Here is a 26,390-nt window from a genome sequence, read left to right as displayed (position 1 = left end):
TGCATGCTTATGCAGTTTCTTTAACGCTGAAGTGTAGGTAAATAAAGGTTTTTAATTTTTATTATTTTTATTTATGCGTTTTTAGAGTGAGAAAGTGACTAATTATTCAGATTAATATAATTTGAACGAGTGTGGTGTTTTTGCCGTGCAAGAAAAGAAGTAACCGTTGATGTTGATAATAATAAAGCCAAGTGACAAAAAAAATCATAAAAACAGTGTTGATTGGCTACTAAAAGAATGTAAAAAAAGACAGATTGAGCCTGAATTGTATTTAACCACAGGCAAGTTTGAGAATGATTGCGCTGATATAGCGCTTTTGGCTAAAAACCAAACTCAAGTTGTGGTGATTGGTGGTGATGGGACGCTGCATTTAGCTGTTAATGCATTAATGTCGAGTCGCTGTTCTATCGCGTTAATTCCGGCAGGCACAGGAAATGATTTTGCTCGTGGCTTTGCGTGTAAACAACAAGCTTGGTATGACGCTGTTTTTAATAGCCGTACAGAGTTAATCGATGTTGGACAAATCAATCAGCGCTATTTTATTAATGTGGCGGGAATAGGTTTTGACGCTGAAGTCGTGACTCAACTAAATAAAGCCGGAAGTTTTAGCTCGTTTGGCTACACTTGGCAGGGCATCAAGCAGCTATTTTCATTTAAGGCACAGTCACTTCAGGGTGAGTTTAATGGTAAAGCACTCAGCTACAGTAATTTAGCGACGATTTTTGCTAATCATTATTACTTTGGTGGTGGCTTAAAGATTGCCCCTCGGGCAAAGTTAAATGATGGTCAGCTTGATTGCTACTGTATGCCAGCTGGCGGTTTATTGAAAAACCTGATCAGCTTTTTGTATTTACTGCTCGTAAAGCATCATGGTTTGCAAGCGCTAGAATATACCCAGTTAACAACTGCAGAGGTCACCACGAAAGGGTTGGCTATAGAAGCCGATGGTGAGCTTGTTGGTTTTACTCCGGCTAAAGTTAAGATTCACAAACAAGCACTTCGTTTTCATGTGCCATAAAAAAGCGCCGGCAAAATTTGCCAGCGCTTGGTGTTAGAGGCGACATAGTCACTTCTAACTGGGGACGGAGCTTTTTTGCTGCAAGTTACGCGCAGCAAAAAATGCTTTAATTTGTCGAGTAGGAGTCAGCACGATAGCATTACCGAATAACACTAGGCTAAAACCCATAAAGGTATTCGCTTGCCATTCAAATCCTTCAAATAAAGTACTTAACACCACTGCAACCAGTGGGAATAACACGATCACATAGCTTGCGCGCTCAGGGCCGATGTTTTTAAGTAGCGCGAAGTAACAAGCAAATGCGATTACGGTGCCAAACACTGCTAAGTAGAAAAGCGATACCCAATAGCTACTTGGGGCGTTCAACGTGAGCTCAACGTCGCTTACTAAAACATAAGCAGCTAGACCTAAAGCGCTGTATAACATACCCCAGGCATTGCCTTGAAGTACGCCAATATTACGCTGAGAGTTTCGAACGCTGACCATATTTCCCAATGAAGCCACAAAGGTTCCAGATAGCGCAAGTAGTAACCCGACCAACGCACCATTACTCAAGTCGAATTGCTGAATTTGTGGCCAAAATAAGCTGGCAATACCCATTACGCCGAGTAGAGCGCCAAAGTAAATTCGTTTCGCAATTGGCTTTGCGAAGAACAAGCGGGTGTTAATAATGTTCATCAATAGCAACATCGAAAACGCTATTGAGGCCATTGCTGAGGTGAGATAGTTCTGCGCCCAATACAGCACTAAATAATTTAAACCAAAGTTAAATAAGGCTAATAAAGCAAAAAATCCGTGATCACGCAGTGAATAATGCATAGGTAGCTTTTTCATGAGCACAAAGGCCCACATTAAAATGGCTGCAATGGCAAAGCGGTAAAATAAAGAGACCTCAACAGCGACATCACCTAGTTGAAACTCAATAGCTAGCCAAGTCGATCCCCAGATCAGTACTGTAGCAAGGTAGAGAGCGGCGCTTTTCATAGTTAGTACCCAAAAATTGAAAGTATGTTCATTTTAATCCTCTTCTGTATACTTAACATATACAGAAAACTAGAAATGCAACCTATACAGTTTGGTGGGCTATGTCACAAGTTATCAGTCGTAGTAACAGTGAGTTCTTATATCAACAAGTTATTCAGCTAGTTAGAGATCTTTGCTTGCAAGGCTCGTTATTACCGGGTGAAAAGTTACCTTCGCTCAGAAAAATGGCAGACAAGCTCAATATTAGTATTCCTACTGTAAAACAGGCGTATCAATTACTTGAAGGGCAAGGATTGATTGAAGCAAGAGAAAAGTCAGGGTACTTTTTAAAGTCTTCACAGTTAAATCAGTCACGACCAAAGCGAGTTAGGCTCAGTCGAGAGCCTACCACAGTCAATAAGCAAGGCTTGATTGAGCAAGTCTACAGCGCTATCCATAAAGCTAATGTGGTGCCATTTGGTATCGCCAACCCTGTAGCCGCAGCACCAACAGATAAAGCACTGGCACGAACAATGCGCCGAGTAATGACATTAGCGGGCGCATCGGCAATTAATTACGGCCCGATGGATGGCTTTGCACCACTTAAAAAACAACTCATTCATCGCTATCTGGATTTTGGCATTGGGGTTGATAGCGATGAACTAGTGATCACCAATGGTGCTCAAGAAGCGTTGGCGATTGCCCTTAAGTGTGTTGCTAAACCCGGTGATGTTATTGCTATCGAGTCGCCTTGTTATTTTGGCATTATCGAATTAATTGAAAGCTTAGGCTTAAAGGCGCTGGAAATACCGCTGTGCCCCGATGAAGGAATATGGCTAGATGATTTGGCTCAAGCACTCGATGAGCATGATATAAAAGCCTGTGTGTTTTCAACCTCATTAAATAATCCTGTTGGCAGTTTTATGCCTGATGCCAAGCGTGAGCAATTAGTGGCACTTTTAGAGCAGCGTGACGTGGTGCTTATTGAGGATGATGTTTATGGTGACTTACATTTTACAGCTAAGCGTGCCACTCCTGCACAAGCTTATTCAAAAAAGGGCTTAGTGATCACCTGCGCGTCGTTTTCAAAAACAGCTGCTCCCAGTTATCGCATAGGTTGGATCATTGCTGGTAAGTTTGCAGAGCAAGCAAGGCGACACAAACGCGCGCTTAGTTGCTCCGCGCCACTTATAAACCAGTGGACCTTGTATGAGTTTATAGCTAGCGGTGAGTACGACCGTAACATTCGTTTGCTTAGACAGCGCTTAAGTACCAACAAAGAGCGTATGATTTGGTGCCTGCAGCAATATATGCCAAGTTGTGCGCGTATTAGTAATCCGCAGGGTGGCTGTGTTATCTGGGTTGACCTTGGTAGCCAATATGATGCGGTAAAGTTATTCCATTTGGCACTTGAGGCGGGGATCAGTATTACTCCAGGGTTGATATTCTCAGCGGGTAAAAAGTACCGTAGCTGTTTTCGTTTAAGTTATGGCTTGCCTTGGTCTGAGAATTTAGAGCAGGCGATTAAAACGTTATCGCAGCTGACTGTGCTGGCCAAAAAATAAAAAAGCGCAGAGCAAGCTCTGCGCGAAAGGACCAAGTGTTTTGGTTCAGGGATGTTAATTAGTCAATTACTCTGCATTCTGTTTGAAAGTAAATAGTTGATACTCTTTTAGCTCTGGTACTAGAACTACTAGCTCTTGCTCTTTATGAGCGATATCAGCAAAGCTGCCGCATAATGCATCTGCACGCTCTTCAAGTTGAGCTGCCTGTGTTTCTACACGAGCTTCGATTTGTGCGCCCATGTTTTCCATACGTTGCTCAAACTCATCCATGTCGCCACCTGAACCTAAAAGTTCAGAGCCTAGCGCCACTAAAATACTGCCCATCGATTGCATCATGGCTGACTCGACAGCCGATTCGATTTGCTCATCGAATTGGTCTTCAAAGTTTTGGCCAAATTTTTCGAAATTTTGCTGACCCATGGTGAACGCACCTTGCTGATAGAAAGCGTTTTGTACTTCTACGCTGATATCGTCCATTAATTCTGAAATGTCGCTTAGGCCATCAATATTGAAAGCATTTGAGACTTCTTCGATGGCTACACCAGCTATTTTTACACCATCAAGTGCGATATTTGCTACTTCAGGAAGTTGGCTGCGTAAGCTGTCTGAGTAATCTGCAATTGCTTGCTGTTGTGAAGCATCAAGCGACACGCTTTGACCATCGATATATAAAGTGTGCTGATCGATGATTTTCATAGTGCGATTATCGGCTGTGTATACTTCTAACTCGCTTGGTGTGATGCGTACATCATTTATAAATTCAACATCACACTGCTCACCGCTGAATGAAATATTTGTATCATTATCGTTATGAGCCATTGCGCCGGTAGCGATAAATAAAGAACTTACTAACAATAACTTTTTCATTTTTTTCTTTCCTGTTTGAAATGACACAAATACATAATCAAATTGAATGCCAAAATTTATAAGTTCAATTAATTCAATGCCTTGCTGTGTTTCTATGGTTTTTTAAAAATTGCGGGGAATAACTTTTTAACCATTTTTTAGTCAAATTAACTAAAAAATACACATGCATAAATGACTTTTATCGAAACGATAAAAAACTCTCACTTTTCAGAAATCAAATTTAGCGCTATTTATTCACAATATTGACATATGACCTATTTAGCATGGGTGTATGGCTTTATTTTGGTGGTTTTTTAGATACTAAATTACTACTGAGCTTTTTAATCTTTGCCAATTCATCGAGCAAATTTTAATCTCAAGAATTGGTCTCAAACACTTTATGGAGTGGGTTGTGGGTAAGACATTTAGTTATGACGCGCTAGATGACGATTTTGTTGAAGACGAGTACGAAATGGTCGGGCGTAATCAACACGACAAGAAAAAGCAACGCGTAAAGAAGAAGTTGGAAGACTATCTTGAACAAAAACGCTTGCGCAGAAACTTAGGCGACGACGACTTTGACGAGTACTTGAACGACTAAGCATAAATTTAGATAAAGAGGCAATTTGCCTCTTTATTGCTTTTAGGCTTTGTTATTTGCCCAGTGCAGCTGCGATGTCTGACTCGAGCTGTTCAGGTTTTGTCAGTGGCGCATATCGCTTAATGGCCTTGCCATCTTTACCAATTAAAAATTTGGTGAAGTTCCATTTTATTTTGCGGGTGATAAACCCCGGTAATTCTGATTTTAGGTATCTAAAAACAGGGTGAGCATGTTCGCCATTCACATCGACTTTGCTCATCATTAAAAAGCTAACGCCATAGTTAATAAGGCAGCCTTCTTTAATTTCTTTTGCATCACCTGGTTCTTGTTTGCCAAACTGGTTACATGGAAAACCAATTATTACTAAGCCTTGCTCATGATACTTTTCGTGCAGTGCTTGTAAGCCTTCATATTGTGGAGTGAAACCGCATTTACTTGCGGTATTTACAACAAGCACAACCTTGTTTTCAAAATCAGAAAAGTCAACGGTTTGGCCTTGTAGGCTGGTGGCAGAAAGTTGGTGAAATTCGCTCATAATGATAACTTTTTATTATTGTTGCATTGATTCTAACTTGCTTGGCATCTTTCTAAAAGGGTAAATTTTAATCAGCGGTTCTTCTTACTTGGCGTTAAGTATCGTAGCTAACTTAAAATTATAAATAATCCCATACCTGCCAGTGTTGTGTAGTATATGTTATGTGTTTTATAGGCCACGATAACAGACAAAATAGCAGCACTTAGATAAGGATTTTGCCACTCTAGATTTATCCCTTCGTCATTAATAAACACAATGGGCACCCAAATTGCGGTGAGTACGGCTGGGGCGCTAAAACTTAAAAATTGCTGCATTTTCGGACCGACTTTGAATGGTAATGCGCGGTGCAAAAATAAGTAACGTGTGAAGAAGGTAATACACGCCATTAATAAAATGGTGATCATCATAGCGTATGCTCCTCTTTTGCTTGCCAGCGACTAATTAGATAACCAACCGTCATAGCGATAAGAGCCGCGGTGACAAGCCAAAGTTGAAAGCCCTGACTTTTTAATAGTGTTGCTACAACGCCTGCGGTGATCACTGTAGCCAGTGTTGCAAGGTTCTTTACACCCGGAATAACTAAAGCAATAAACGTGGCAGCGATGGCAAAATCAAGACCTAGGTGTGTTAAATCGGGAAGTAAGCTTCCTGCGACAATACCAAGGAGGGTCCAGATATTCCAGGCAATATAAAAACTAAAGCCGGCACTTAGCGCGTAAATAAGGCGCACTTTTGTGCGGTAGGCTTTGTGATGATGCGAAAAAGCAAATAATTCATCTGTTAGTACAAAACTCACTGGCAGTCGCCAACGAAAGGGTTGATCTATTACTTTGTGGCGAATAGCTAAACCATATAAAAAGTGCCGTGAGCTAATAATGAGTGTGGTAAATAAAATAGTTAAAAGCGGCGTGTTTCCTGCCATTAATTCAATCGCAACGAGCTGTGCTGAGCCTGCAAATACCAATAACGACATAGCTTGTGTTTCTAAAGCACTGAAGCCATTTTGAACTGCTAACGAGCCACATAAAATTCCCCAAGGTAACACCGCAAGGCATAAGGGGAGCATGTCGAAAAATCCTTTTAGCAAGGCTCTTATTGTTGATTTATGCATCTTATCGCTCATGTTTGTTGTTATGGCTCAGATCAAAACAGCTGAAATAGAGGTGTGTCAAAATAACTGAAGTTTGCAATAATGTATAGCCGAGCCTGTTGCTGAAATCATTAGCGTCTTTTAAAGGGAAAGTTACAATGTCTAAAGTTAAAGTATGGGATGGCTTTATAAGAAGCTTCCATTGGTTATTAGTTGCGGCCATCGCAACCCTCTATTTTAGTGCTGAAGAAGGTATGTTGGAGCTGCACTTTGCTGCAGGCTACTTCACTCTAGCGCTTATTATTACACGTCTTGTTTGGGGCATTATTGGTAGTAAAACGGCAAAGCTGTCTGCGCTGATTCATTCACCAATCGCCGCAATTAAATCGTTTACAAGCAATGAACATAAGGCGGGTCATGGCGCGGCGGGTAGTTATATGGTGATAGCCTTTTTTGCGTTACTTATCGTACAGTTAACCTCTGGCTTAATGACCAGTGACGATATCTTAACGGATGGTCCACTCGTTGAGCATGTATCCTCAGATACCGTAGAGTTTGCCGGTTGGTTACATCATTTAAACTTTGATATTTTGTTGTATGCCATTGTGTTGCATGTAATAGCGATTGTGATTTACCGCATTAAAGGAAAAAACTTAGTGAAACCTATGCTAACGGGCAGTAGCGACCAAGTTGCGGTTACTGAGCCTGTTACAAAATCGCCGTTGATAGCTTTTGTTATTTTTGCAGTGTGCTTAGTGGTGCTATTTACGACTTGGGGTGCAGAGCCACTCAGCTATTTGCTTGGGTAGGTAATTCAAGACATTAAAAAAGGCGCTAATAAGCGCCTTTTTAGTTCAAATTTTTAACTAGTCTTTGAAAGACTTATGGCAATCTTTACAGCCTTTAGCCCATGCGCCAAATGCTTTGCCAATTACTTTTTTATCGCCGCTTTGTGCTGCAACTGCTAGCTCATCTGCATATTGTTGGAAAGCAACTGCTTTTTTCATAAAGGTTTCGTTGTCGCTCCATACAGCTGCAAGTGCAGATGTATCACCCTTGTCAGAACCCGCTACGAAAGCTTCCCAAGGCATTTTAGATAATGCCGCTGCATTGTCGGCACGCTTTTGAAAACGTTCTGCATCAAAAGGTACTTTTCCTTTTAGCATATCGCCCATGTCGCCAATTTGTACGCGGATCATTGAAAATGCTGCCTGACGGTACTCGATTGCATCGCTTGGCTCTTCAAATACAGAATTTGCTGATGCGCCAAATGCCATTGTTGAAAGCATTGCACCCACTACTAATTGTTTTAATTTCATTCCTTTTGCCCCTTAAGATGTCATAAAAGTAAACTAACTGAGTTGTATCTTAGCTCAATATAATATTCAAGTGTATTGCGGTTAATCTTAACTTAAGTTTAATTTAATCATTAATATCAATATCGGCGAAGATCATGCCACGGCGCATGCTTCTGGTGGCTAAGAAAACCTCGCATAACAAAGATAAAAATCCACATATCAAAAGCGCCATAGCAGCCACAAAGCAGCTAGCAATTGTCACGCTCAAGTTGATAGATTGAATATGTGATAAGAATAGACACATAACCACAGCACATACTAATAAGGCACTGAGTACACTTAAACTAAAGGCGATATGAATGCAGCGAGAGCGTTTCAACAGTGCCCTTAGCTCTGTTGTTAATGACTTATTGAAGTCTTCATCAGTACTGACTTTAAGTTTACGTTCTAACTGCCGAGCTCGATCGGTAATACGTGCCAAGCGGTTTGAAAGCACGCCTAACGTTGCTGCAATACCGGTAATTAAAAAGACGGGTGCAACAGCAGTTTGAATTACTTTTGCCATGGTAAGAATGTTGATTACTTCTGAATTCATTTGAAAGTACTCTATTTATTAAAACTCAACACCTAATTTTCATTTACAAACATTTACAACTGCTCTTCACCATGTAAAGTTATTTATAAACAGTGGGTTGTGATTATTTGTGTGTTTCGATCTTAAATATTTGTAATTGTTTTGTAACTGAAATGTTGTTCTTGTTTGTGTTTCCGTTTTATATTAGTTCTGAAACTTTGTTTCAATCACTATTTAGACGATAACATAACATATCCCAGGGGAACCCATGTCTAATAATCTAATAAAAAGAACAGCAGTTGCTTTGGCTGTGACAAGTGCAATGTGCGCTAGTGCACAAGCTAATGACTTTTCTAAATATAATCTTGCCGGTAAAAAATTAATCAAAGCGAGCGCGGTAACTAAGAAAGAACAAAAAGTTCGCAGTGAAGCAACAAGTTGGTTAATTAAGTTAAATGCTCCTGCAAGTATCAATGCAAAAACAATGGGCGCGGATGTAGCGTCAATTCAAGCGCAAGCTAAAATAGCACAAGCAAGCGTAGAGCAAGCAATTAACAGTATGGACTTGCCTCTTCAAGTTGTTGCTAAAACTTCAACGCTAGTAAGTTCTGTTGTGGTAAATGGTAATAAGCAAGACGTCGCTAAGTTACTATCAAATTCTCAAGTAGAAGGCATTTACCCAGTATACGACTATGAGTTGCATGTTGCTGACAGCGCTGACTATATTGAAGCAACTCCGCTAGTATCTAACGGTTTAGCAACAGGTGAAGGTGTTCGCGTTGCTGTTCTTGATACAGGTATTGACTACACTCATACAGCCTTTGGTGGTGCGGGTACTGACGAAGCGTATGCTGCAGCAATTGCTGATCCTGCTTCAGTTGATTGGCCACAAGGTAAAGTATTAGGCGGTTATGACTACATCAATTATGACGATGATCCAATTGATGTGACAACTAACCACGGTACACACGTTTCTCACTCTGTTAATGGCATCGCGCCAAACGTAGATTTATTTGTTTACTCGGTATGTAATAGCGGTTGTCCTGGCCTTGCACAACTACTAGCGCTTGAGAGTGCAATGGACCCTGATGGCAATGGCGACATTAGTGACCGTGTTGATGTTATCAACATGTCTCTCGGTGGTGATTACGGTGATATTGCAAACGATGCAGTTGGCCTGTTCATCAACCAAGCGGTTAAACTTGGCACAAACGTTGTTATCTCTGCAGGTAATGATGGCGCTTACCCATTCATCGTTGGTGGTCCAAGTACAACTGAAAACGCTCTTTCAGTAGGTGCGATGACTCACCCTACCGGTGAAGAATCAATTGGTAGCGGTACAGTTGATGGTGAAGAAGCGATTGTACAGCCGGCCAGCTTTGGTCCACAGATGGCATTTAACTACACTAATGAAAACTTGGAACTTGTGTACCCTGATGCGAATCAAACGGCTTGTGAAGCGTTTGCTGACGACGTAGATTTTACAGGCAAAGGCGTTATCATCGACCGTGGTGCATGTGCATTCACAGTTAAAGTATTAGCAGCACAAGCTAAAGGCGCAGAGTTTGTTATAATTGCAAACAATAATGATGATGGCACGCCAGCACCTATGGGCGGTTCAGATCCGACTGTAACTATCCCTTCTGTAGGTGTAACATTTGCTGCAGGTACAGCACTTAAAGCGGGCGGTACATTTAACCTAACAGTTGAACGTCTAGTTCTTTCTGGTGCTATTGCTGACTTCACATCACGTGGCCCTTCAATGGGCGGTCTGTTAAAACCTGAAATTACAGCACCAGGTGTTAATATCATGACTGCTCACCCTGGTCTTGGTGATGGTCTTACTGGTGCAACAGGTACTTCATTCTCGGGTCCTATTACTGCAGGTGCGGTGAGCTTATTAAAAGAAGCGCTGCCAGAGCGAAACGCGTTTGAAATTAAAGCGACGTTAATGAACACGGCAAACCTAAATGTGACTATGGAGCCGTTAGCGCTTAACCCTGACGCTGAGCTTGCACCAATTAGTTATATCGGTGCGGGTCTTGTTGATGTAAATAAAGCGGCTAACTTACCAGTTGCTGCTTGGGCTGCAGATACTAAACAAGCAGCGCTTTCGTTTGGTTTAGTAAACGCATCTGAAACAGTTGAGCTTACTAAAACAGTTCAAGTTAAGAACTTCTCTAACGAAGACCAAGTGTACACACTTTCTCTTGAACAGCGTTATGCAGATGATGTTGAACGTGGTTCATTCTCTCTTGACTACCCAGAGTCAATTACAGTGCCAGCAGGCCAAACTATGTCATTTGATGTGACAGCGACGATTGATCCTGCAACATTACCTGAGTGGACATTAACGGATGACAATATCGGCTCACAAGATGCTACGGCTGATTTAACTAACCTAGAGCTTGATGGTGCGTTAATCTTCTCTGATGGTAGTGATGAAGCATTCCACCTTGTATACCACGTATTACCAAAAGCAAATGCAGCAATGAGCTTCATGCCAGTAATGACGACAGATAATGGTGTTGCTCATGAGTTAACGAATACAGGTGCTGTAGCACTTGAGCCAATATTTGCTCCTACAGTAATGACTGATGATGTAGATGAAGACCAACGCTTTGATTTAGTTGGTGCATCAATCGAAACATTTGCAGTGTCTACTGATATCTGTGATAGCGGTTATGTAACTTTGACTACCCTTGTGATGAATGAAGGTATTACTCACTCTTACGTGGGTGGCTTCATGGCTGACTTCGACGTAGACCAAGATGGTACATACGATGTAACGGTACAAAATGGTAAGTTAGAATGGTTCTATGATGTTGAGCCAGGTACAGCAATTACCTTTACGCATGGCTACGGTAGCTCTTCAGGTAACCTTGATAATATTTACCAAATCATAGGTAATAACCACCTCACAATGCAAAGCTGTCTAGGTGCATTTGGCCTTACTGCTGATGATATTGGCCGCGCAACTGCAAATGTACGTTTCCGTACAGAAGAAGCAACGTGGACACCAATTGCATCAGGCGAAGGCGATGTTGCAATGGGCACATATACATTCACTGACGCATCAAGTGACGTATATGCAGCTCTAGTTGATGAATCAGGCGAAGTAGTTAGCTCATTAGAGCCAGGCGCTTCTGCAACACTATTGAACGCTGGTGCAGACTTCATGATCTTATCTGACTCAGGCTCAAAAGCATACGCAGCAACACCAAGCGAAGATGCTGATGTTGCCCCAGTTCTTGATGATGCATCATTCTCTGTAGATGAAAATACTGCGGTAGATACAGTGATTGGCACATTAGAAGCAACATATGGTGCTGAGCTTGCTAACCCTATCGCTGAATACATTGTAGTTAATTCTACTTCTTCAGCTGTTTCAGTGACTGCTTCAGGTGATGTTGTTGTTATGAACAGCGACATGCTTGACTACGATGCTGGCATGATGAGCATTGAGCTTGAAGTTGTGGCGGTAGATTCTGCAGGTAATATCTCTGAATCAGCGATGGTGACTGTTGAAGTTATGAACGTTGCTGACGAGCCAGAAGAAGTTAACCCAGTAATCGATGCTGAGCTTGGTGAGTTCTCTGTTCAAGAAAATGCCGCAGAAGGTACTGTAATTGGTACTGTGACTGCAACTGACCCAGATGCTGATCTGACTCCTATCGCAACATATGAAGTGACAGGTAGTGATAGCATTAGCATCAGTGATGCAGGTGAGTTAATGGTTGCGGGTGCTATCGATTATGAGCAAACAACCTCTATCGAAGTATCAGTAACTGCAGTTGACTCTGCAGGCAATATGTCTGAAGCGGTGACGATTACTATTGCAGTAACACAAGACCCGGCAGAAGATGTTGTAGCTGAAGAACCAGAGAAGAAAAAATCTTCTTCAGGCTCACTAGCATGGTTAACATTACTTGCTGCACCGTTCGCATTTATGCGTCGTCGTAAGCAAAAGTAATTACTTGATAAATAAGTGATAAAAGGGAGCTTCGGCTCCCTTTTTACATTGCTTCACAAAGGCTACTTATATATTGCAGTTTTTTTACTTATATTGGAGACAGAATAATAAAACGAAAACAGGAATCCCATGAAAGTTGGCCATTCACTTTGCCTTGCGGCACTCTCTTTAGCTGTTCTATCAGCGTGTAATAAAGTCCCCGATAATAAAGAACAAGCCGTTATTACAGAGCAAATTCAGATTGCAGCACCCGTCGCCAAAAAAATACCTCATGAAATGACCATTCATGGTGACACTCGTATCGATAACTACTATTGGATGCGTGATGATAAGCGCAAAGATGCCGCTGTTATTGCTCATTTGAATGCTGAAAATGCGTATGTTGAAAGCAAGTTAGCGCATACACAAACACTACAAAACACCCTGTTCGAAGAACTTAAAGGGCGTATTGAGAAGGATGACGATACGGTACCGACAAAAAAAGGGGAATATTACTATTTCTCACAAACGCGCGGTGATGACGAATACCCGGTTTATGTGCGCAGCAAAGATAGCCAAGGAGGAGGTAAGCAGGTTATCTTAAATGTGAATGAGCTTGCTAAAAATCATGACTATTTTGCCGTAACTGGTTTAGCTGTCAGCCCAAATGGCAATTTGCTGGCTTATGGTGAAGACACTGTGAGTCGTCGTATTTACACAATTAAAGTAAAAGATTTAACCACAGGTAAAATGCTTACAGAGAGCCTTGAAGGTACAGAAGGTGATGTAGTCTGGGCTAATGACAACAAAACTTTTTACTATATCAAAAAAGACCTACAAACGCTGTTAGGCTATCAAGTATATCGCCATACACTAGGCACCCCTCAAGCCGACGATGAGCTTGTTTACGAAGAGAAAAATACCAGTTACTACACCGGTATTTATAAGAGTAAAGACCAACAAGAAATCTATATTAGCCATGGCAGTACCAGTGCATCGGGTGTGTCGGTTATTGATGCCAATGATGTTAAAGCAATGCCAAAGCGTTTTATTGAACGCGAAGCTGGGCTTGAATATGACATCAGTAAATTAGGCGATTGGTATTACATTGTTACTAATTTAAATGCAGTTAACTTTCAACTGATGAAAGTGCACCGCGATAAGGCTCATGATAAAGCTAACTGGCAAACGCTAATTGCTGGTCGTGATAACGTGAAACTTGAAGGCATTGAGTTATTTAATAATCACTTGGTGTATGAAGAGCGAGAAATGGGGCAAACCCGAATTACTATTCGTGACCTTCGTAACCAACAAGAGCAAGTCGTTGCATTTAATGACCCAACTTATATGGTCTTTAGCTATGGCAATAGTGAGTTAGATAATCCTAGCTTTCGTGTTTACTATTCAAGTATGACGACGCCAGGCAGCAGCTACGATATCAACCTAGAAAGTGGCGAAAAAACACTGCTTAAGCAACGTAAAGTATTAGGTGATTTTAATCCTGACAACTATGCCTCTGAGCGAGTTTATGTGACGGCTAGAGATGGTGTGGATATTCCTGTGAGCCTTGTTTATCGTAAAGAAAAGTTCAAAAAAGACGGCTCGAATCCACTTATGCAATATGGTTATGGTTCGTATGGTGCGACCATGGATCCGAGCTTTTCTAGTTCACGCTTAAGCTTACTTGATCGCGGTTTTGTATTTGCGATTGCACATATCCGTGGCTCACAAATGCTGGGTCGTCCTTGGTACGAAGACGGCAAGTTGCTCCATAAACAAAACAGCTTTAATGACTTTGTTGATGTGACTAAATCATTAGCAGCTCAAAAGTATGGTAATAAAGATAATATTTTTGCCATGGGTGGCAGTGCAGGAGGCTTGCTAATGGGGGCTGTTGTGAATCAAGCACCTGAACTTTATAAAGGGGTGATTGCTGCTGTGCCTTTTGTTGATGTAGTTACGACCATGCTAGATGCCAGCTTGCCACTGACAACGAATGAGTATGACGAGTGGGGTAACCCGAACGATAAAGTCTATTACGATTACATGCTGTCATATTCCCCGTACGACCAAGTTAAGAAGCAGGCTTACCCAAATATGCTAGTCACCACCGGCTTACACGACTCTCAAGTTCAGTATTTTGAGCCTGCAAAATGGGTTGCTAAGCTACGTGAATATAAAACCGATGATAACCTGTTGCTGTTCAAAACCGACATGGAAGCAGGGCACGGCGGTGCTTCTGGGCGCTTTAAAAGCTTGCAAGATACCGCTTTATATTACGCCTTTATGCTCGATTTGGCGGGTATCGAAAAATAATAACAACGCAGGCATCCGTGATTAAGCGGGTGCCTGCATAGCTAAATTAAAGCGAAATTCACTGCCTTTTCCTAAGGTACTTTTTACGTTTATTTCACTATCCATTAGGGTGAGCAGTTGCTTGCAAATAGCAAGTCCCAAGCCAGTTGAGCCTCGTTTTATACTATTACGAGCCTGATAGTGAGGTTCGAAAATCGCATTGAGTTCATCCTCATGAATACCAACCCCGGTATCAGACACTGCTACGTATAACTGATCACTTTGCTGGCTAACCTTAACGGCAATTTCACCGCCATGTGGGGTGTGCCGAATGGCATTTTCGATTAAGTTTGTAAGTACCCGCTCTAATTTTGCAATGTCTGCTGTCACGGTAAAATCACAGATTTCAGGAATAACTTTGAGTGAAATTCCCGCTGATTGCGCTGTTAGAGCAAGCTTTGCCACACAATCATAAATTAACTCGCCCAAATTAAAGGCCTCGGATTGTATTTTTACTTGGCCGCATTCTAAATTAGCCAGCTCAAAAATTTGTTCAATCAGCTGTTTTAGTTGCTGGCAGTTATCCATTGCAAGGTTGAGATAATGACGTTGCTCAGGCTCGTTTAAGTGGCTATTCGGTTTATTGATCACCTCCAAAAAGCCGTGCAGTGAAGATAGCGGCGTACGTAAATCATGTGATAAGTGAGTGAGTAACTCTCTGCGTTGCTTATCGGCTTGCTGTAATGACTGAAACTGCTCATCAATACGCGCCAGCATGGCATTGACGCCTTTGCTTAAATTGCCAATTTCATCATCAGCACTGTAGCTAGAATCCAATGACATTCTGGTTAGGCTGTAGTTCGCTGCTTCTATTTTATTAAGCTCTTTATTGAGTTTTTTTAACGGTAAAGTGAAAAACCGAAACAACAGCAACATCGCAATAAAGAGCGCAACTAAGGCGGCTACAAACCACATTGCGGCTAGCCAAAGGTTATCATTGGCTTTAATGTTTTTAAGGGTTGTATCGTAAGCTTGCCCGCCAATTATCACGTACAAATAGCCTTGCAGTTGTTGCTGATTATAAACTGGTGCGGTCGAAAAAATTTTTACGCCATCGTTGCTACGTGGATCGTCACCATAAATTGGCGTGGCAGTGGGGTTGTCGAGCAGCTGCTGTATCGGGCTTAAGTTTATTTGTTGCCGCACGACTTGCCCCGGTTTGGCGGAATAAGTCAGTAAATGACCTTCTGGATCTACAAAATAAAATTCAAATGCCGGACCAAGTATCATCAGCGTGTGAAATAAGTTTTCTAGTGCCTTATAGTCATACACACCTTGCTGGATCAGTGGGTTATCATGCACTAAATGTTCGGCTAATTGGAGGTGCAAGTTTTGCTGAGCATGGTGTACCGAGCTTTGCTCTAGCTGCTTACTCCAATTTAAAACCAGTGCGCACAACAGGCTAAAAATAAGCACTAATGACCAAGCGAGTTTTTGATAAAGCGTCATTGATTTCATTAGTTTGCACTCAATTGACCGGGGTTTAATTTATAGCCTACACCCCAAACTGTTTCGATAAAATTGGCTGAGTGATGTTGCTCAAACTTACTGCGTAAACGGTTTATATGGGAATTAACCGTATGCTCGTAGCCGCTGTGTTGATAACCCCATACTTGGTCAAGTAACTGTTGGCGGCTAAAAACATGGTTTGGGTGTTTGGCAAAGTAGACCAGTAAATCAAATTCGGTGGCGGTTAAGTTAATTGCTTGGTCAGCTAAAAATGCTTGGTGGCTGGCAAATTCAATGTGTAGCTCTCCAAGTTGAATTGCCGCTTGAGCGCTATCTTCATGGTGTGATTGAGCTGCTATAAGTTGTGACCTATGCCGTAATTGCGTTTTTATTCGTGCTTGTAACTCTCTAGCGAAGAACGGCTTGCAAATGTAATCATCAGCGCCCATTTCCAGACCAATCACTCTGTCCATATCGCTACTGAGTGCGGTCAGTAAAATAACGGCAATACTTGGGTAGTGCTCTTTAATTTTGCGACATAAGCTCAAGCCATCCATTTGTGGCAGGTTAATATCAAGCAGTACTAAGCCATAACTTGAGCTGGCAAGCTTCTTTATTGCAGCTTCTGCGCTCGAGGCTTCATCAATATGTAAGTTTAGGCAGTGCAATTGTGTGCTGATAAGTTGGCGGATTGCTCTATCATCTTCGACGATTAATAATTTTTCTTGGCGCATGGCTCACTCCAAATCACAGAGGCACATCCTTATGACCTTCTGTGTAAGGAGTGCGATTATTATTGCGTCCGCGTTATCGTGATCCGAGCAACTGGGTTATCAAACTTATGCTGGCTGGTGAGCACTGAGTTTGTCAGGCCATCATCTTGACTAACCACACCTGGGTGCATTGCAACACGGTTAATATCGTCACGCATTTCGTTGTAGCCTTCGCCTGAGTCGGCAGGGCCTGGGATCGTGCCTTGTGCTTCAGAGTTAGCCTCTGTGCCTGCATCATAGGCAAAACTAGTGCGAGACAGTGACTCATTAACCGCTAACGAAGACACGTCTATTGCATTAAGACCGGTAAACGCGTCATTTGTATTCACCAACATGGTCGCTAAGCTGATTTTTAATGAATCAAGCTGCTCAGTACTCAGAATTAAAGTGACTTGCTCACCTGGAGGGAGTGGACTCTCAGCTGAGCTTGAGGCCATAGCAAAATCAGTTGCTAATAATTCACTGTTATCTCCTCCTTCAGCCATTAATTCGAGCGCAGCTGAAGCTGGTTCACCTATTTGCCAAAGCATACCCTCAGAGTGAGCAATGGCTGCAATCGGTGACAATGGTTGGGCATTGGTTAAATTCGTAACTTGTACTGTAAATTCATAGCTCATAACGGGCATTACAGGATCTGTTACTTCCACCTCGTCATTATCTGAATCCCCACAGGCCGCAAGGCTGGCACTCAGTGCGAGGATAATTAAGCTTTTTGAAAAGCGCATAATAACCTCCTATTTAACCGTAACTGTTAGCATCGCAACTGGGTTTAACCATCTGTGTACGGTGTTATCGAGGTCACTCATACCTGCCTCTAAATCGTCGTCACCTAAATTACCCGGATGAATATGCACCATCATATTGGTTTCGCTACTGGTGACGCCGCTGCCATTCATACCCGCATTACCACCCGGTGCGGCAGGAATGCCTGGCGTGCCCGGCATTCCTGAACCCTCAACAACAAGCTCATCATTGGCTTCGGTTCCTGCATCATACGCATTGAGATAAATAGTGTAGGTACCAGCTTCTGTTGGGATCATCCAACTATCTAAACCTACAAAGCCATCATTGGTAGGCAGTAGCATGGCTGTTAGAGATAAGTAGTTATTGCCATCCTTGGTGGATAAGCTCGCCATCGTTGAGCTTGCTGGGGCTAATAGACCTTCAGCTGGATTGGCAACCATGTCACTGTTTGCGGCTGTGGCTTCAGTCATTAATGGCTCGAGATTGCCTCCTTCAGCCATAGTCTGTAGGGCTGTAGACGCAGGCATAGCAACGCTAAAAAGTTTGCTGTCACTGTTATGAGCCGTAATGAGAATAGGAGTAAAGTGTAAACCTTGCGTGAGGTTAGTTAGTTTTATATCAAGCTCAGCAGCTTGGCTTGCAAGGCTAGTTACTGCGCATGCAGCGAATAAAGTTAAAGGTAAAGCTTTCATGTGAGATTCCTGTTTTTGATGATTCAAAACCAGTATCGAATAGCAATATCCAGAAACTCTCACAAAGTTATCACATTTTTATCACAGCGTTGATTGCAGTCTTTAGTGTTAGTAGAGAGTTTTAAATTTAACCAATTTAGCTAGGGTAAAAAGTCATTACAGTTTATAGTAGAGAAACAAACAGACCCATAACAAGGAATTTAAAATGGATGATAATCAAAAAGTTGAAATAATTGTGGCAGATAAAGAGCAGCGCACGTGGGCAATGTTTTGTCACTTAAGTGCCTTAGCTGGCTTGCTTTTCCCGTTTGGTTCGGTGATTGGGCCTTTGATTGTTTGGCTTGTAAAAAGAGAAGAAATGCCACTTGTTGCTGAGCATGGTCGCAAATCATTAAACTTTCAATTAACCATGATGATTGCTTACATTGTGTGCTTTATGCTGATGTTTGTTGTCGTTGGTGTCATTCTGCTGCCATTAGTAGCGCTATTCTCATTGATTATGGTGGTAGTATCGGCGATTAAAGCCAACGATGGTAAAGAAGTTAAATACCCAATGGCGATAGAATTTATAAAGTAAACTAATTGCCATATACTAAAAGCTCAGCCATTTGCTGAGCTTTTTTATGTGATGTTTATGGCCTACTTATCGTTATTTTTCAGCGCGTTTATTTCCGCAACCTTATTACCTAGCTCTTCAGAATTAGTGATGACAGCAATGATAGCCAGTAGTGACTATCTACTTTGGCTGTTATGGCTAAGTGCGACTGTGGGTAATGTGCTCGGGAGCTGTGTGAATTATTGGCTGGGCACGCAGGTTATGCGATTTAAAGACCGTAAATGGTTTCCTGTTTCACAAAAGTCGATAGACAAAGCCGAACAGCAATTTAATAAATACGGTATTTACAGTTTGCTATTTGCTTGGCTGCCTATTGTCGGCGACCCTTTAACGGTTGTTGGCGGAATTTTTAGGGTTAAGTTTTCAATCTTTTTGTTACTCGTGAGCCTAGGCAAAGGCGCACGTTATTTAGCTGTGCTTGCCTTTGCGGTAGGGCTAGAAAAGTTATTTTAACTTTTTTGCCAATCAAGGGTCAGTGATACTGAATCTGCAAAGCGCAGCGCATGAGGTTTATCGACGCGTACTTTGGCATAGTGAACACTTTGATGCTGGTGGCAAATTGCTAAAATTTCAGCAACCAGTTTTTCTAACAGCAAAAAGTGGCCTTCTTCGACAAGGCTGATCACTTCTTTAGTAATGGTCTTGTAGTTTAGCGCTTTATCGACTGCGTCAGTTTCACAAGCTTGATCAGCAGGGTAGTGAATTTCTAAGTTAATCACTACATCTTGTTTTTTCTCACGTTCCTCAGGGTTAAAACCTATAAAGGTTCGTAGCCTGAGATTAGTGACATTAATAATTGCATTGGCCATCATTACCCTCTAACTAGTTGTAAAAACTCGTTACGGGTTTTTGGATCGGCTCTGAAGTTACCTAACATAACCGATGTACGCATGCTTGAGTTTTGCTTTTCAACGCCGCGCATCATCATACACATATGTTTTGCTTCAACGATTACACCAACACCTTTCGCGCCAGTTACTTCTTCAACCGCTTTAGCAATTTGATGGGTTAATTGCTCTTGAATTTGAAAACGACGTGCGAACATGTCAACAATTCGCGCAAACTTAGATAAACCAAGCACTTTGCCATCAGGAATATAAGCAATATGGCAGCGGCCAACAAATGGCAGCAAGTGGTGCTCACACATAGAGTAAAGCTCAATGTCTTGGATCAATACCATGTCATCGGCATCTGAAGTGAATACCGCATTGTTGGTGATCTCGTCTAACGTTTGACGATAGCCTTTAGTCAGATACTCCATCGCTTTTGCGGCGCGTTTTGGTGTGTCGAGTAATCCTTCACGAGCAGGATCTTCACCTACTGCGGTAATTATTTGTTGGTAACTATTTTTTAAATCATCGTGCATAGCTTTCTCAGTAATTCGTTATTTTAAATGTCTGCCACCATCAACAGGCATAGAACGACCTGTGATGTAGTGACTGCTTAGTAATAGTTCTACGCTGTTAATAATCTCGGCGCAGCCGGGCTCAATGCCCATTAGCGATTTCTTTAATGTTTTGGCTTTGTATTCGTCGCTATCGTGTTCGTTAAAAATAATTAACGAAGGGGCGATAGCATTCACTTTAATGGCTGGTGCAAATTTAGCGGCAAACGACTTGGTTAAATTATCAAGCGCTGCTTTGCTTGCTGCATAAGCAAGGTGCTTAGGGCTGCCTTTTTCAACTACGTAATCGGTTAAGTGAATAATATCTGCGGCTTGGCCACTGTTTTGCTGATAATGCAGTAGCAAATCAGAAGCTGCTAAATTAATTAAATAGGGCGCTTTGGCGTGGATACGCATCATGTTATCGAATAGGTCTGCGTAATCGTGGTTATTTGCTTCGCAATCCCAGCTAGACGCATTATGGATAATTGCCTTGAGCTGGTTGGTATGGGTTTTTAATTCTTCGATAAAATGCCCGATAGCTTGGTCACTATTAAAATCAGCATGGATGCAAATAGCGCCTTTACCTGCAAGCACATCAATTGCTTCATGGCGGGTACGGTAAGTGACTATGATTTCTTGCCCTTGCGCTAAAAAGTGCTCGGCCAGAGCGAGTCCAATACGTTGGCCTGCGCCAGTAATTAAAATGGGCGATGACATAAACTAATATAAAACCTTAGATTTTTGATTTGAAATGTAATGTACTTAACTGTAACAACTATAAACCAAATTACAGAACTATTTCATCTTTACTGCAATCATGTTGCTAACTTTTACGTCAAGCATAGCGCTCTAGATCATTTAGCGCGGCCGATAATGAGTGATTGAAGGTTTTGAATATTGCTAAGGGTCTGTACGAGGAAGGAAAAAGGGCAATGATTATTGCCCTTTTAGTGTTTTAACTGTTTTTAAAGCTCGTCGTATACCGTTGGGATCGCTTGGCGCTTATGTTGAGTACGTAAGTAAATTGCTGTTAGCTTTTCTTCTACTTCATTGCTGACTTCTTTACCTTCTAAGAAATCATCAATTTGATCGTAAGTGAGGCCAAGCGCTTCTTCGTCAGTTAGACCTGGGCGATCACATTCTAAGTCGGCCGTTGGGGCTTTATGCACAAGTACAGCTGGCGCTCCCAAGTGCTCAGCAAGCGCACGAACTTGACGCTTTGATAAACCAAATAAAGGTGCTAAGTCACATGCTCCGTCACCAAATTTTGTGTAGAAGCCAGTGATGTTTTCAGCACTGTGATCGGTACCAACAACTAAGCCTTGGCTGAAACCGGCAATTTCATACTGCGCAACCATGCGTTGGCGTGCTTTTACATTACCTTTGATAAAGTCGATTTTAGCTTGCTCTGGTAATTCAGCACCACCACCAACTACAGCTGCCATTGCTTGTTCATGCATGCCATCAACAGCCGCTTTAATGTTAACCGTCATACGCTTACTTGGTTGAATAAAATCTACGGCTAGTTGTGCTTCGTCTTCATCTGCTTGTACGCCGTAAGGTAAGCGCACGGCAATAAATTGATATTCGTTCGTGTTATGTTCTTGGTTTAATTCATCCACCGCTAATTGGCATAAACGGCCACAGGTTGATGAGTCAACACCGCCACTGATCCCTAATACAAGTGAGCGAGAGTGCGCAGCAATAAGTCGGCTTTTAAGAAAGTTAACACGACGGGTGATTTCCGCTTTTACATCAATAGTTGGTTGGACTTTCATTTCCGCCAGAATGTCGGCACGCATGGTAGAGCTCCTATTTTCGTTGTGGTTGTCAGCGTCTTGTACATTATGTTACGGGCGCGGTTTTTATTAAAGACCTAAATGCGCTTTTATTGCGTTAATTTGTTGCTTAAGATCTTCGATTTCGCTTCGTAATTGTTGCACTTCACTACTGTTATCTTGAACAGGCTCTTTAGCAGCCATGTCCTCAGTAATGCTGTCTGGGTCAACAAATAAGTGCATGTAGCGGCTCTCTCGCTTGCCAGGCTCTCGTGCTAAGCGTGCCACATGTTCTTGCTCTATAAGTGCATTTAATGCGGCTTCGACTTCATTTACATTACTGAACTCAGCGAGGCGGTTGCTGCGAGTTCTCAGTTCGCCTGGTGTTTGCGGGCCACGTAACAGTAACAAACAGATAATGGCGCGTTGCTGCTCAGTAAATTGCAAACTGCCAAATTCGGTATTACAAAAGCGGTGAGCATATTTATTTACACGCCCTGACAGCCCTTCATCAACAGTGACTAACCGTGATGCAATAAGCTCATCGAGGGTATCTTGTACTTGCGCTTCAGTGAGAGACAATACTGGCTCACGGTTAGATTTTTGATTACATGCATTAGTCAGTGAGTTTAAAGATAACGGGTAATGTTCGGGTGTTGTACTTTGCTTTTCGAGTAAACAGCCAATAACACGTTGTTGAATTGATGATAATTGCATGGTTTTACTCTCTTTTTATTCTTCAGTGCTTAGCCACACTGTTAACTTTTTATTGAGCGAGTCAAATTTAAGGGGTTTGGTGACATAGTCGTTCATACCTGCGTTTAAACAACGCTCTTTGTCACCTTGCATCGCATTTGCAGTGAGTGCGACGATATTAACCCCCTGATGAGCTGCGCCTGCTTCACCTGCCCGAATGGCTCGCGTTGCTTGGTAACCATCCATTTCTGGCATTTGGCAATCCATTAACACTAATTGGTAGGGGCTTTGCTCTCGGCTTGAAAGTTTTGCAATCGCTTCAAGGCCATTTTCAGCGATATCAAAACTAATGCCTGCTTGCTTTAGCAACGAACCTGCCACCATCTGATTCACTTTATTATCTTCAACCAGCAAGACTTGCGACTCAGTATTATCGCTACTGGTCACGACCTTGGTTATTAAGGCCTCTTTATTAACCTGCTGCTGTTCAATGTATTTGTCGTTCGCCAGTGAATTAAATAAATCAGACTGCGTTAATGGTTTAAAGATAATACTCTCAACTTTTAATGTTTGTCTCGTTTGTTTTTCAGTAAGGCTCATTGGGGCCATTAAAATTCGTTTACAGCTGGTGGCATTAAAGTATTTTAAGAATGCTTGTTGGTGCTCTTTTGTTGCGCTGCTATAAAAAAGATAATCCACTAAAATTGCATCGCAGCCATTATCGGTTGGCATTGCAGCACGATTGAGTAAGCTTGGCATATCAGTATAGGTCTCGACCTCAGCCCCCCATAGTTGTAATTGCTTTTTGGCAATATTGATACTGAGCTTACAATTATCAGCAATTAAAATATGCTTTTTATCTATAATGTGGCTTGGCTCTGGCGCTTGCTTTGTATGATCACGTTTAACTTTTACAGTAAAATTAAAGGTGCTGCCTTCCCCGTATGAACTAACCACACTGACATCACCATCCATTAACTGACACAGCTGTTTTACTATTGCAAGGCCAAGCCCTGTACCGCCGTATTGGCGTGTAGTTGATGCATCAGCTTGCGTGAATGAGTCAAATAGAGCGGCTTGTTTTTCAGGCTTAATACCTACACCCGAATCAATAACAGAGCAGTTCAAGAACAATTCTTCGTTGTTTGTTTCGAGTTTGGCGATAACAATTATCTCACCATCTTTCGTGAATTTAACCGCATTGCTAACTAGGTTATTGATGATTTGCCTAATCCGATTAGGGTCGCTAATGATAAAGCCGTGATTAAGGTGTGTGGTATCTAGCAGCAACTTGGTATTGTTTTGTTCTGCTTTAATGGCAAACGATTCGATAGTATCGCCAAGTAGTTTTGATACATTAAAGCTAACATTTTCAATATCGAGCTTACCGGCCTCAATTTTGGAGAAATCTAAAATATCGTTAATGATATGCAATAGTGATTCAGCCGATGATTGCGCCAAATCTATATGGTGGTTTTGCTGGGTGTCTAGTTTGGTTTGTTTGATGATATTGAGCATCCCGATCACGCCATTCATAGGGGTGCGGATCTCATGACTCATGCTTGCTAAAAATTCACTTTTGGCTTTTACTGCTTGTTCAGCAGCTTCTTTTGCTTGAACGAGTTGTTGTTCGGTCTCTATACGGCGCTGACTTGCGTGTAAACTACCAATGAGTGCCGCAACTGCGATTAAAAAGCTTTCTTCATTTTTACTCCAATGTCTGCGGTTATGACATTTTTCGGCGCACACAACCCCCATTGTTTTGCTACCTGTGGGGATTATCACAGTCAGCATTGAGCGTATATTATACCAATCAAGGTAGTTGCTACGTAGGTCACTAGTCAGTGGATGTTGCTGTGCATCACTGGCATTAATTACAGCATGATTGTTAATGGCATCAAAATAATTTTGAAATTCAAATTGTTGCAGTGAAATCGGCTCGTTAAATTCAGGCTGGCTTTGGTCGTGAATAGCAAAAGTATTGAGCGATTGGCGATCGTCACTAAATAGCCAAATACTCGCGCGATCAATATCAAAAGCGTGACAAATTGCTTGCACAATCACATGTTTAGATAAGTTAAGGTTACCCGTCAGTACAGCATCATTAACGGTAAGAGAGGCTAAAATCTCATTATGTAAGGCTATTTTGTTGTTTTCTAGCTCGCCTCGCTTACGGGTATCAATATTTTGTAGTGAACCAAAAAGCTTTATACAACGGCCATTTTTATGCTCGGCTTCACCATGTAGCAGCACCCAAACTTCATCACCTTCAGCAGTGATGATTTGCACTTGAGTCTCAAAACTCTCACCATACTTGATTGCACGCTCGTTAAGGCGACGAATTTTATCCCGGCTTTCACCAGCCTTAAAATGTGTAAAGTTAGCAGGCCACTCTGGTTGTACATTAAGAGGAAACTTAAAAATTTGCTTGGTCATATCAGACCAATAGACGGTTCTTGTCTCTAGATTAAAAGACCAAGCGCCGACTTTAGCAAGGCTACTCATAGTTTCTAACATACGTTCGCTTTTGTACTGTCTTTCAACCATGCGTAAAAAGAATACAGAGGCGCCAGCAAACAAGATACAGAATAAAATAATGGCCAGTCTTAGCGGCCAAATAGCAGAACTTGGTGGCTGCCATCCAGATTTTGGTGTGGCGTACATCTGCCACTCACCACCAGGAAAGTTAATTCTAAAGCTCAGAGGGTTGGTATTGAGCACGTCCTTAGAGCCGAAGAAAAAATCACCTTTAGCACCAAGGCCATTTCTGCCTTGTAGGGCAACATCATAATGCTGACTTAGCGCGATTAACCCCGAGTTTGTGTAGATTTTATCTATGTCGAGAACAACAGAGAGGAGCCCCCAAAAAGTGAGTTCTGGTGGAGTGAATACGGGCATTCTTGCTATTAATGCTTGACCACCTTGCACCAACTCTAAGGGGCCGGCCATAACAATACGGTTTTCATCTCGTGCTCTAATTGCGTCGTCACGCTGCGCTGGGTTTTCTAAAAAGTTTAGCCCGATAGATTTCTCATTACCCACAAGAGGATAAGTCATCTGAATAACCATATCAGGGGCCGCGCCGATGTTTCTAAGCTCTGAAGACGTTGAAAATAAAGGGCTGGCAATTTGCGTGAAGCGGGCTTGGTCTAAATTGGGTTCGGCAGCAATGGCAACTGCAAGGCCCCTAACAAGTTGAATGTTAGATATTAAGGTGGCTTCGAGCTCTGCACGATAGGCACTTACTTTTGCCAGTTCCTGTGCACGAAAAGTATCTTTCTCGCGGCTGTAATTAATTTGGTCGATTACAAGACCAATCACGATGATACAGGCAAGTGAAAACCAGAAGGCTAGCTTCAGTTTTTGTAGTTTTTTATTATCTGTTTCGGTTGCTAGCGGCATGAGAAATATCAGGTTTTATACTATTTACCTACTATAGACAATTTCTGTGGTAATTA

At 42.0% G+C, this 26,390-nt stretch carries 25 protein-coding genes; 8 read left to right on the top strand and 17 right to left on the bottom strand.

What is annotated here, in order from left to right; all coding sequences use genetic code 11:
- Window positions 1–169 precede the first annotated feature (169 nt).
- Window positions 170–1,018 carry a diacylglycerol kinase family protein gene (locus AN213_RS17565; protein WP_054563713.1) on the top strand — a complete coding sequence of 283 codons (849 nt, stop codon included), beginning with the start codon at window positions 170–172 and terminating at the stop codon, window positions 1,016–1,018.
- Between the two features lie 54 nt (window positions 1,019–1,072).
- Here the strand turns inward: AN213_RS17565 and AN213_RS17560 are convergent, their stop codons facing one another.
- The gene (locus AN213_RS17560) at window positions 1,073–2,002 is read right to left on the bottom strand and encodes a DMT family transporter (RefSeq protein ID WP_054563712.1); all 930 of its coding nucleotides are present in this window, start codon (window positions 2,000–2,002) and stop codon (window positions 1,073–1,075) included.
- Between the two features lie 101 nt (window positions 2,003–2,103).
- On the opposite strand from AN213_RS17560, the gene AN213_RS17555 reads away from it, so the two are divergent.
- On the top strand, window positions 2,104–3,546 hold the full coding sequence (locus tag AN213_RS17555; protein WP_054563711.1) for a PLP-dependent aminotransferase family protein: 1,443 nt from the start codon (window positions 2,104–2,106) through the stop codon (window positions 3,544–3,546).
- A 66-nt stretch (window positions 3,547–3,612) separates the two neighbouring features.
- Here AN213_RS17555 and AN213_RS17550 read toward each other — a convergent pair whose 3' ends face one another.
- The gene (locus AN213_RS17550; protein ID WP_054563710.1) at window positions 3,613–4,413 is read right to left on the bottom strand and encodes a YggN family protein; all 801 of its coding nucleotides are present in this window, start codon (window positions 4,411–4,413) and stop codon (window positions 3,613–3,615) included.
- Between the two features lie 391 nt (window positions 4,414–4,804).
- On the opposite strand from AN213_RS17550, the gene AN213_RS17545 reads away from it, so the two are divergent.
- Window positions 4,805–4,993 carry a PA3496 family putative envelope integrity protein gene (locus AN213_RS17545; protein WP_082389337.1) on the top strand — a complete coding sequence of 63 codons (189 nt, stop codon included), beginning with the start codon at window positions 4,805–4,807 and terminating at the stop codon, window positions 4,991–4,993.
- A gap of 52 nt (window positions 4,994–5,045) precedes the next feature.
- On the opposite strand, the gene AN213_RS17540 is transcribed toward AN213_RS17545, so the two are convergent.
- The 3 genes from AN213_RS17540 to AN213_RS17530 form a co-directional block, all read right to left on the bottom strand.
- Entirely contained in the window at window positions 5,046–5,528 is a 483-nt protein-coding gene (locus tag AN213_RS17540) for a glutathione peroxidase (protein ID WP_054563709.1), read from the bottom strand.
- 107 nt (window positions 5,529–5,635) lie between these two features.
- Window positions 5,636–5,935: an AzlD domain-containing protein gene (locus AN213_RS17535; protein WP_054563708.1), complete on the bottom strand. Its 300-nt coding sequence runs from the start codon at window positions 5,933–5,935 to the stop codon at window positions 5,636–5,638.
- On the bottom strand, window positions 5,932–6,639 hold the full coding sequence (locus AN213_RS17530) for an AzlC family ABC transporter permease (RefSeq protein ID WP_054563737.1): 708 nt from the start codon (window positions 6,637–6,639) through the stop codon (window positions 5,932–5,934). Before AN213_RS17530 ends, AN213_RS17535 begins: the two co-directional genes overlap by 4 nt.
- A gap of 137 nt (window positions 6,640–6,776) precedes the next feature.
- Between AN213_RS17530 and AN213_RS17525 the strand changes: the two genes are divergently transcribed.
- The gene (locus AN213_RS17525) at window positions 6,777–7,427 is read left to right on the top strand and encodes a cytochrome b/b6 domain-containing protein (RefSeq protein ID WP_054563707.1); all 651 of its coding nucleotides are present in this window, start codon (window positions 6,777–6,779) and stop codon (window positions 7,425–7,427) included.
- Between the two features lie 57 nt (window positions 7,428–7,484).
- Here AN213_RS17525 and AN213_RS17520 read toward each other — a convergent pair whose 3' ends face one another.
- A complete protein-coding gene (locus tag AN213_RS17520; protein WP_054563706.1) occupies window positions 7,485–7,937 on the bottom strand; it encodes a cytochrome c in 453 nt (150 codons plus the stop codon).
- A gap of 103 nt (window positions 7,938–8,040) precedes the next feature.
- Complete coding sequence (locus AN213_RS17515) at window positions 8,041–8,511, bottom strand: DUF2721 domain-containing protein (RefSeq protein WP_054554628.1); 471 nt, start codon at window positions 8,509–8,511, stop codon at window positions 8,041–8,043.
- A gap of 247 nt (window positions 8,512–8,758) precedes the next feature.
- On the opposite strand from AN213_RS17515, the gene AN213_RS17510 reads away from it, so the two are divergent.
- Together AN213_RS17510 and AN213_RS17505 are read left to right on the top strand one after the other, a co-directional pair.
- Window positions 8,759–12,463, top strand: a complete 3,705-nt coding sequence (locus tag AN213_RS17510) for a S8 family serine peptidase (RefSeq protein ID WP_055021664.1) — start codon at window positions 8,759–8,761, stop codon at window positions 12,461–12,463.
- A 129-nt stretch (window positions 12,464–12,592) separates the two neighbouring features.
- Window positions 12,593–14,758, top strand: coding sequence for a S9 family peptidase (locus AN213_RS17505; protein ID WP_055199251.1), 2,166 nt, complete (start codon window positions 12,593–12,595; stop codon window positions 14,756–14,758).
- 21 nt (window positions 14,759–14,779) lie between these two features.
- Here the strand turns inward: AN213_RS17505 and AN213_RS17500 are convergent, their stop codons facing one another.
- Genes AN213_RS17500 through AN213_RS17485 form a run of 4 tightly spaced genes read right to left on the bottom strand, consistent with a single transcriptional unit; the run spans window position 14,780 to window position 18,455 of the window.
- The gene (locus tag AN213_RS17500) at window positions 14,780–16,255 is read right to left on the bottom strand and encodes a HAMP domain-containing sensor histidine kinase (protein ID WP_055199250.1); all 1,476 of its coding nucleotides are present in this window, start codon (window positions 16,253–16,255) and stop codon (window positions 14,780–14,782) included.
- Window positions 16,255–16,980, bottom strand: a complete 726-nt coding sequence (locus AN213_RS17495; protein WP_055199249.1) for a response regulator transcription factor — start codon at window positions 16,978–16,980, stop codon at window positions 16,255–16,257. The genes AN213_RS17500 and AN213_RS17495 overlap by 1 nt, the downstream gene beginning before the upstream one ends.
- 59 nt (window positions 16,981–17,039) lie before the next feature.
- On the bottom strand, window positions 17,040–17,744 hold the full coding sequence (locus tag AN213_RS17490) for a spondin domain-containing protein (RefSeq protein ID WP_055199248.1): 705 nt from the start codon (window positions 17,742–17,744) through the stop codon (window positions 17,040–17,042).
- A gap of 9 nt (window positions 17,745–17,753) precedes the next feature.
- Window positions 17,754–18,455 carry a spondin domain-containing protein gene (locus AN213_RS17485; RefSeq protein ID WP_055199247.1) on the bottom strand — a complete coding sequence of 234 codons (702 nt, stop codon included), beginning with the start codon at window positions 18,453–18,455 and terminating at the stop codon, window positions 17,754–17,756.
- A gap of 205 nt (window positions 18,456–18,660) precedes the next feature.
- Here AN213_RS17485 and AN213_RS17480 point away from each other — a divergent pair, with 205 nt between their 5' ends.
- On the top strand, window positions 18,661–19,032 hold the full coding sequence (locus AN213_RS17480) for a DUF4870 domain-containing protein (protein WP_055199246.1): 372 nt from the start codon (window positions 18,661–18,663) through the stop codon (window positions 19,030–19,032).
- Between the two features lie 57 nt (window positions 19,033–19,089).
- Window positions 19,090–19,524, top strand: coding sequence for a YqaA family protein (locus AN213_RS17475; RefSeq protein ID WP_055199263.1), 435 nt, complete (start codon window positions 19,090–19,092; stop codon window positions 19,522–19,524).
- Here AN213_RS17475 and folX read toward each other — a convergent pair.
- The 6 genes from folX to AN213_RS17445 all read right to left on the bottom strand — a co-directional run bounded on the left by folX (window position 19,521) and on the right by AN213_RS17445 (window position 26,334).
- Window positions 19,521–19,880, bottom strand: a complete 360-nt coding sequence (gene folX / locus AN213_RS17470; RefSeq protein WP_054554637.1) for a dihydroneopterin triphosphate 2'-epimerase — start codon at window positions 19,878–19,880, stop codon at window positions 19,521–19,523. The two genes, AN213_RS17475 and folX, sit on opposite strands and share 4 nt — an antisense overlap.
- Window positions 19,881–19,882: 2 nt before the next feature.
- Entirely contained in the window at window positions 19,883–20,437 is a 555-nt protein-coding gene (folE, locus tag AN213_RS17465; RefSeq protein ID WP_055199245.1) for a GTP cyclohydrolase I FolE, read from the bottom strand.
- 18 nt (window positions 20,438–20,455) lie between these two features.
- The gene (gene folM / locus AN213_RS17460) at window positions 20,456–21,175 is read right to left on the bottom strand and encodes a dihydromonapterin reductase (RefSeq protein ID WP_054563698.1); all 720 of its coding nucleotides are present in this window, start codon (window positions 21,173–21,175) and stop codon (window positions 20,456–20,458) included.
- Between the two features lie 248 nt (window positions 21,176–21,423).
- Complete coding sequence (gene nadE, locus AN213_RS17455; RefSeq protein ID WP_054563697.1) at window positions 21,424–22,260, bottom strand: ammonia-dependent NAD(+) synthetase; 837 nt, start codon at window positions 22,258–22,260, stop codon at window positions 21,424–21,426.
- A gap of 66 nt (window positions 22,261–22,326) precedes the next feature.
- Window positions 22,327–22,953: a YceH family protein gene (locus AN213_RS17450; protein WP_054563696.1), complete on the bottom strand. Its 627-nt coding sequence runs from the start codon at window positions 22,951–22,953 to the stop codon at window positions 22,327–22,329.
- 15 nt (window positions 22,954–22,968) lie between these two features.
- Window positions 22,969–26,334 (bottom strand): ATP-binding protein, encoded by a 3,366-nt coding sequence (locus tag AN213_RS17445; protein ID WP_054563695.1) that lies wholly within the window; start codon window positions 26,332–26,334, stop codon window positions 22,969–22,971.
- Between the last annotated feature and the right edge of the window lie 56 nt (window positions 26,335–26,390).

Origin of the sequence: Pseudoalteromonas sp. P1-8, assembly GCF_001399985.1 — a bacterium.
Classification (GTDB): domain Bacteria; phylum Pseudomonadota; class Gammaproteobacteria; order Enterobacterales; family Alteromonadaceae; genus Pseudoalteromonas.
Note: the sequence above shows the minus strand (reverse complement) of the source record. Positions and strands in the feature narration are given on the sequence as shown.

Bases quoted from the DNA above. Each gene is read 5' to 3' on its own strand.
- AN213_RS17565 (WP_054563713.1), top strand. From the start codon at position 170: ATGTTGATAATAATAAAGCCAAGTGACAAAAAAAATCATAAAAACAGT.
- AN213_RS17560 (WP_054563712.1), bottom strand. From the start codon at position 2,002: ATGAAAAGCGCCGCTCTCTACCTTGCTACAGTACTGATCTGGGGATCG.
- AN213_RS17555 (WP_054563711.1), top strand. From the start codon at position 2,104: ATGTCACAAGTTATCAGTCGTAGTAACAGTGAGTTCTTATATCAACAA.
- AN213_RS17550 (WP_054563710.1), bottom strand. From the start codon at position 4,413: ATGAAAAAGTTATTGTTAGTAAGTTCTTTATTTATCGCTACCGGCGCA.
- AN213_RS17540 (WP_054563709.1), bottom strand. From the start codon at position 5,528: ATGAGCGAATTTCACCAACTTTCTGCCACCAGCCTACAAGGCCAAACC.
- AN213_RS17535 (WP_054563708.1), bottom strand. From the start codon at position 5,935: ATGATGATCACCATTTTATTAATGGCGTGTATTACCTTCTTCACACGT.
- AN213_RS17530 (WP_054563737.1), bottom strand. From the start codon at position 6,639: ATGCATAAATCAACAATAAGAGCCTTGCTAAAAGGATTTTTCGACATG.
- AN213_RS17525 (WP_054563707.1), top strand. From the start codon at position 6,777: ATGTCTAAAGTTAAAGTATGGGATGGCTTTATAAGAAGCTTCCATTGG.
- AN213_RS17520 (WP_054563706.1), bottom strand. From the start codon at position 7,937: ATGAAATTAAAACAATTAGTAGTGGGTGCAATGCTTTCAACAATGGCA.
- AN213_RS17515 (WP_054554628.1), bottom strand. From the start codon at position 8,511: ATGAATTCAGAAGTAATCAACATTCTTACCATGGCAAAAGTAATTCAA.
- AN213_RS17510 (WP_055021664.1), top strand. From the start codon at position 8,759: ATGTCTAATAATCTAATAAAAAGAACAGCAGTTGCTTTGGCTGTGACA.
- AN213_RS17505 (WP_055199251.1), top strand. From the start codon at position 12,593: ATGAAAGTTGGCCATTCACTTTGCCTTGCGGCACTCTCTTTAGCTGTT.
- AN213_RS17500 (WP_055199250.1), bottom strand. From the start codon at position 16,255: ATGAAATCAATGACGCTTTATCAAAAACTCGCTTGGTCATTAGTGCTT.
- AN213_RS17495 (WP_055199249.1), bottom strand. From the start codon at position 16,980: ATGCGCCAAGAAAAATTATTAATCGTCGAAGATGATAGAGCAATCCGC.
- AN213_RS17490 (WP_055199248.1), bottom strand. From the start codon at position 17,744: ATGCGCTTTTCAAAAAGCTTAATTATCCTCGCACTGAGTGCCAGCCTT.
- AN213_RS17485 (WP_055199247.1), bottom strand. From the start codon at position 18,455: ATGAAAGCTTTACCTTTAACTTTATTCGCTGCATGCGCAGTAACTAGC.
- AN213_RS17480 (WP_055199246.1), top strand. From the start codon at position 18,661: ATGGATGATAATCAAAAAGTTGAAATAATTGTGGCAGATAAAGAGCAG.
- AN213_RS17475 (WP_055199263.1), top strand. From the start codon at position 19,090: ATGGCCTACTTATCGTTATTTTTCAGCGCGTTTATTTCCGCAACCTTA.
- folX (WP_054554637.1), bottom strand. From the start codon at position 19,880: ATGGCCAATGCAATTATTAATGTCACTAATCTCAGGCTACGAACCTTT.
- folE (WP_055199245.1), bottom strand. From the start codon at position 20,437: ATGCACGATGATTTAAAAAATAGTTACCAACAAATAATTACCGCAGTA.
- folM (WP_054563698.1), bottom strand. From the start codon at position 21,175: ATGTCATCGCCCATTTTAATTACTGGCGCAGGCCAACGTATTGGACTC.
- nadE (WP_054563697.1), bottom strand. From the start codon at position 22,260: ATGCGTGCCGACATTCTGGCGGAAATGAAAGTCCAACCAACTATTGAT.
- AN213_RS17450 (WP_054563696.1), bottom strand. From the start codon at position 22,953: ATGCAATTATCATCAATTCAACAACGTGTTATTGGCTGTTTACTCGAA.
- AN213_RS17445 (WP_054563695.1), bottom strand. From the start codon at position 26,334: ATGCCGCTAGCAACCGAAACAGATAATAAAAAACTACAAAAACTGAAG.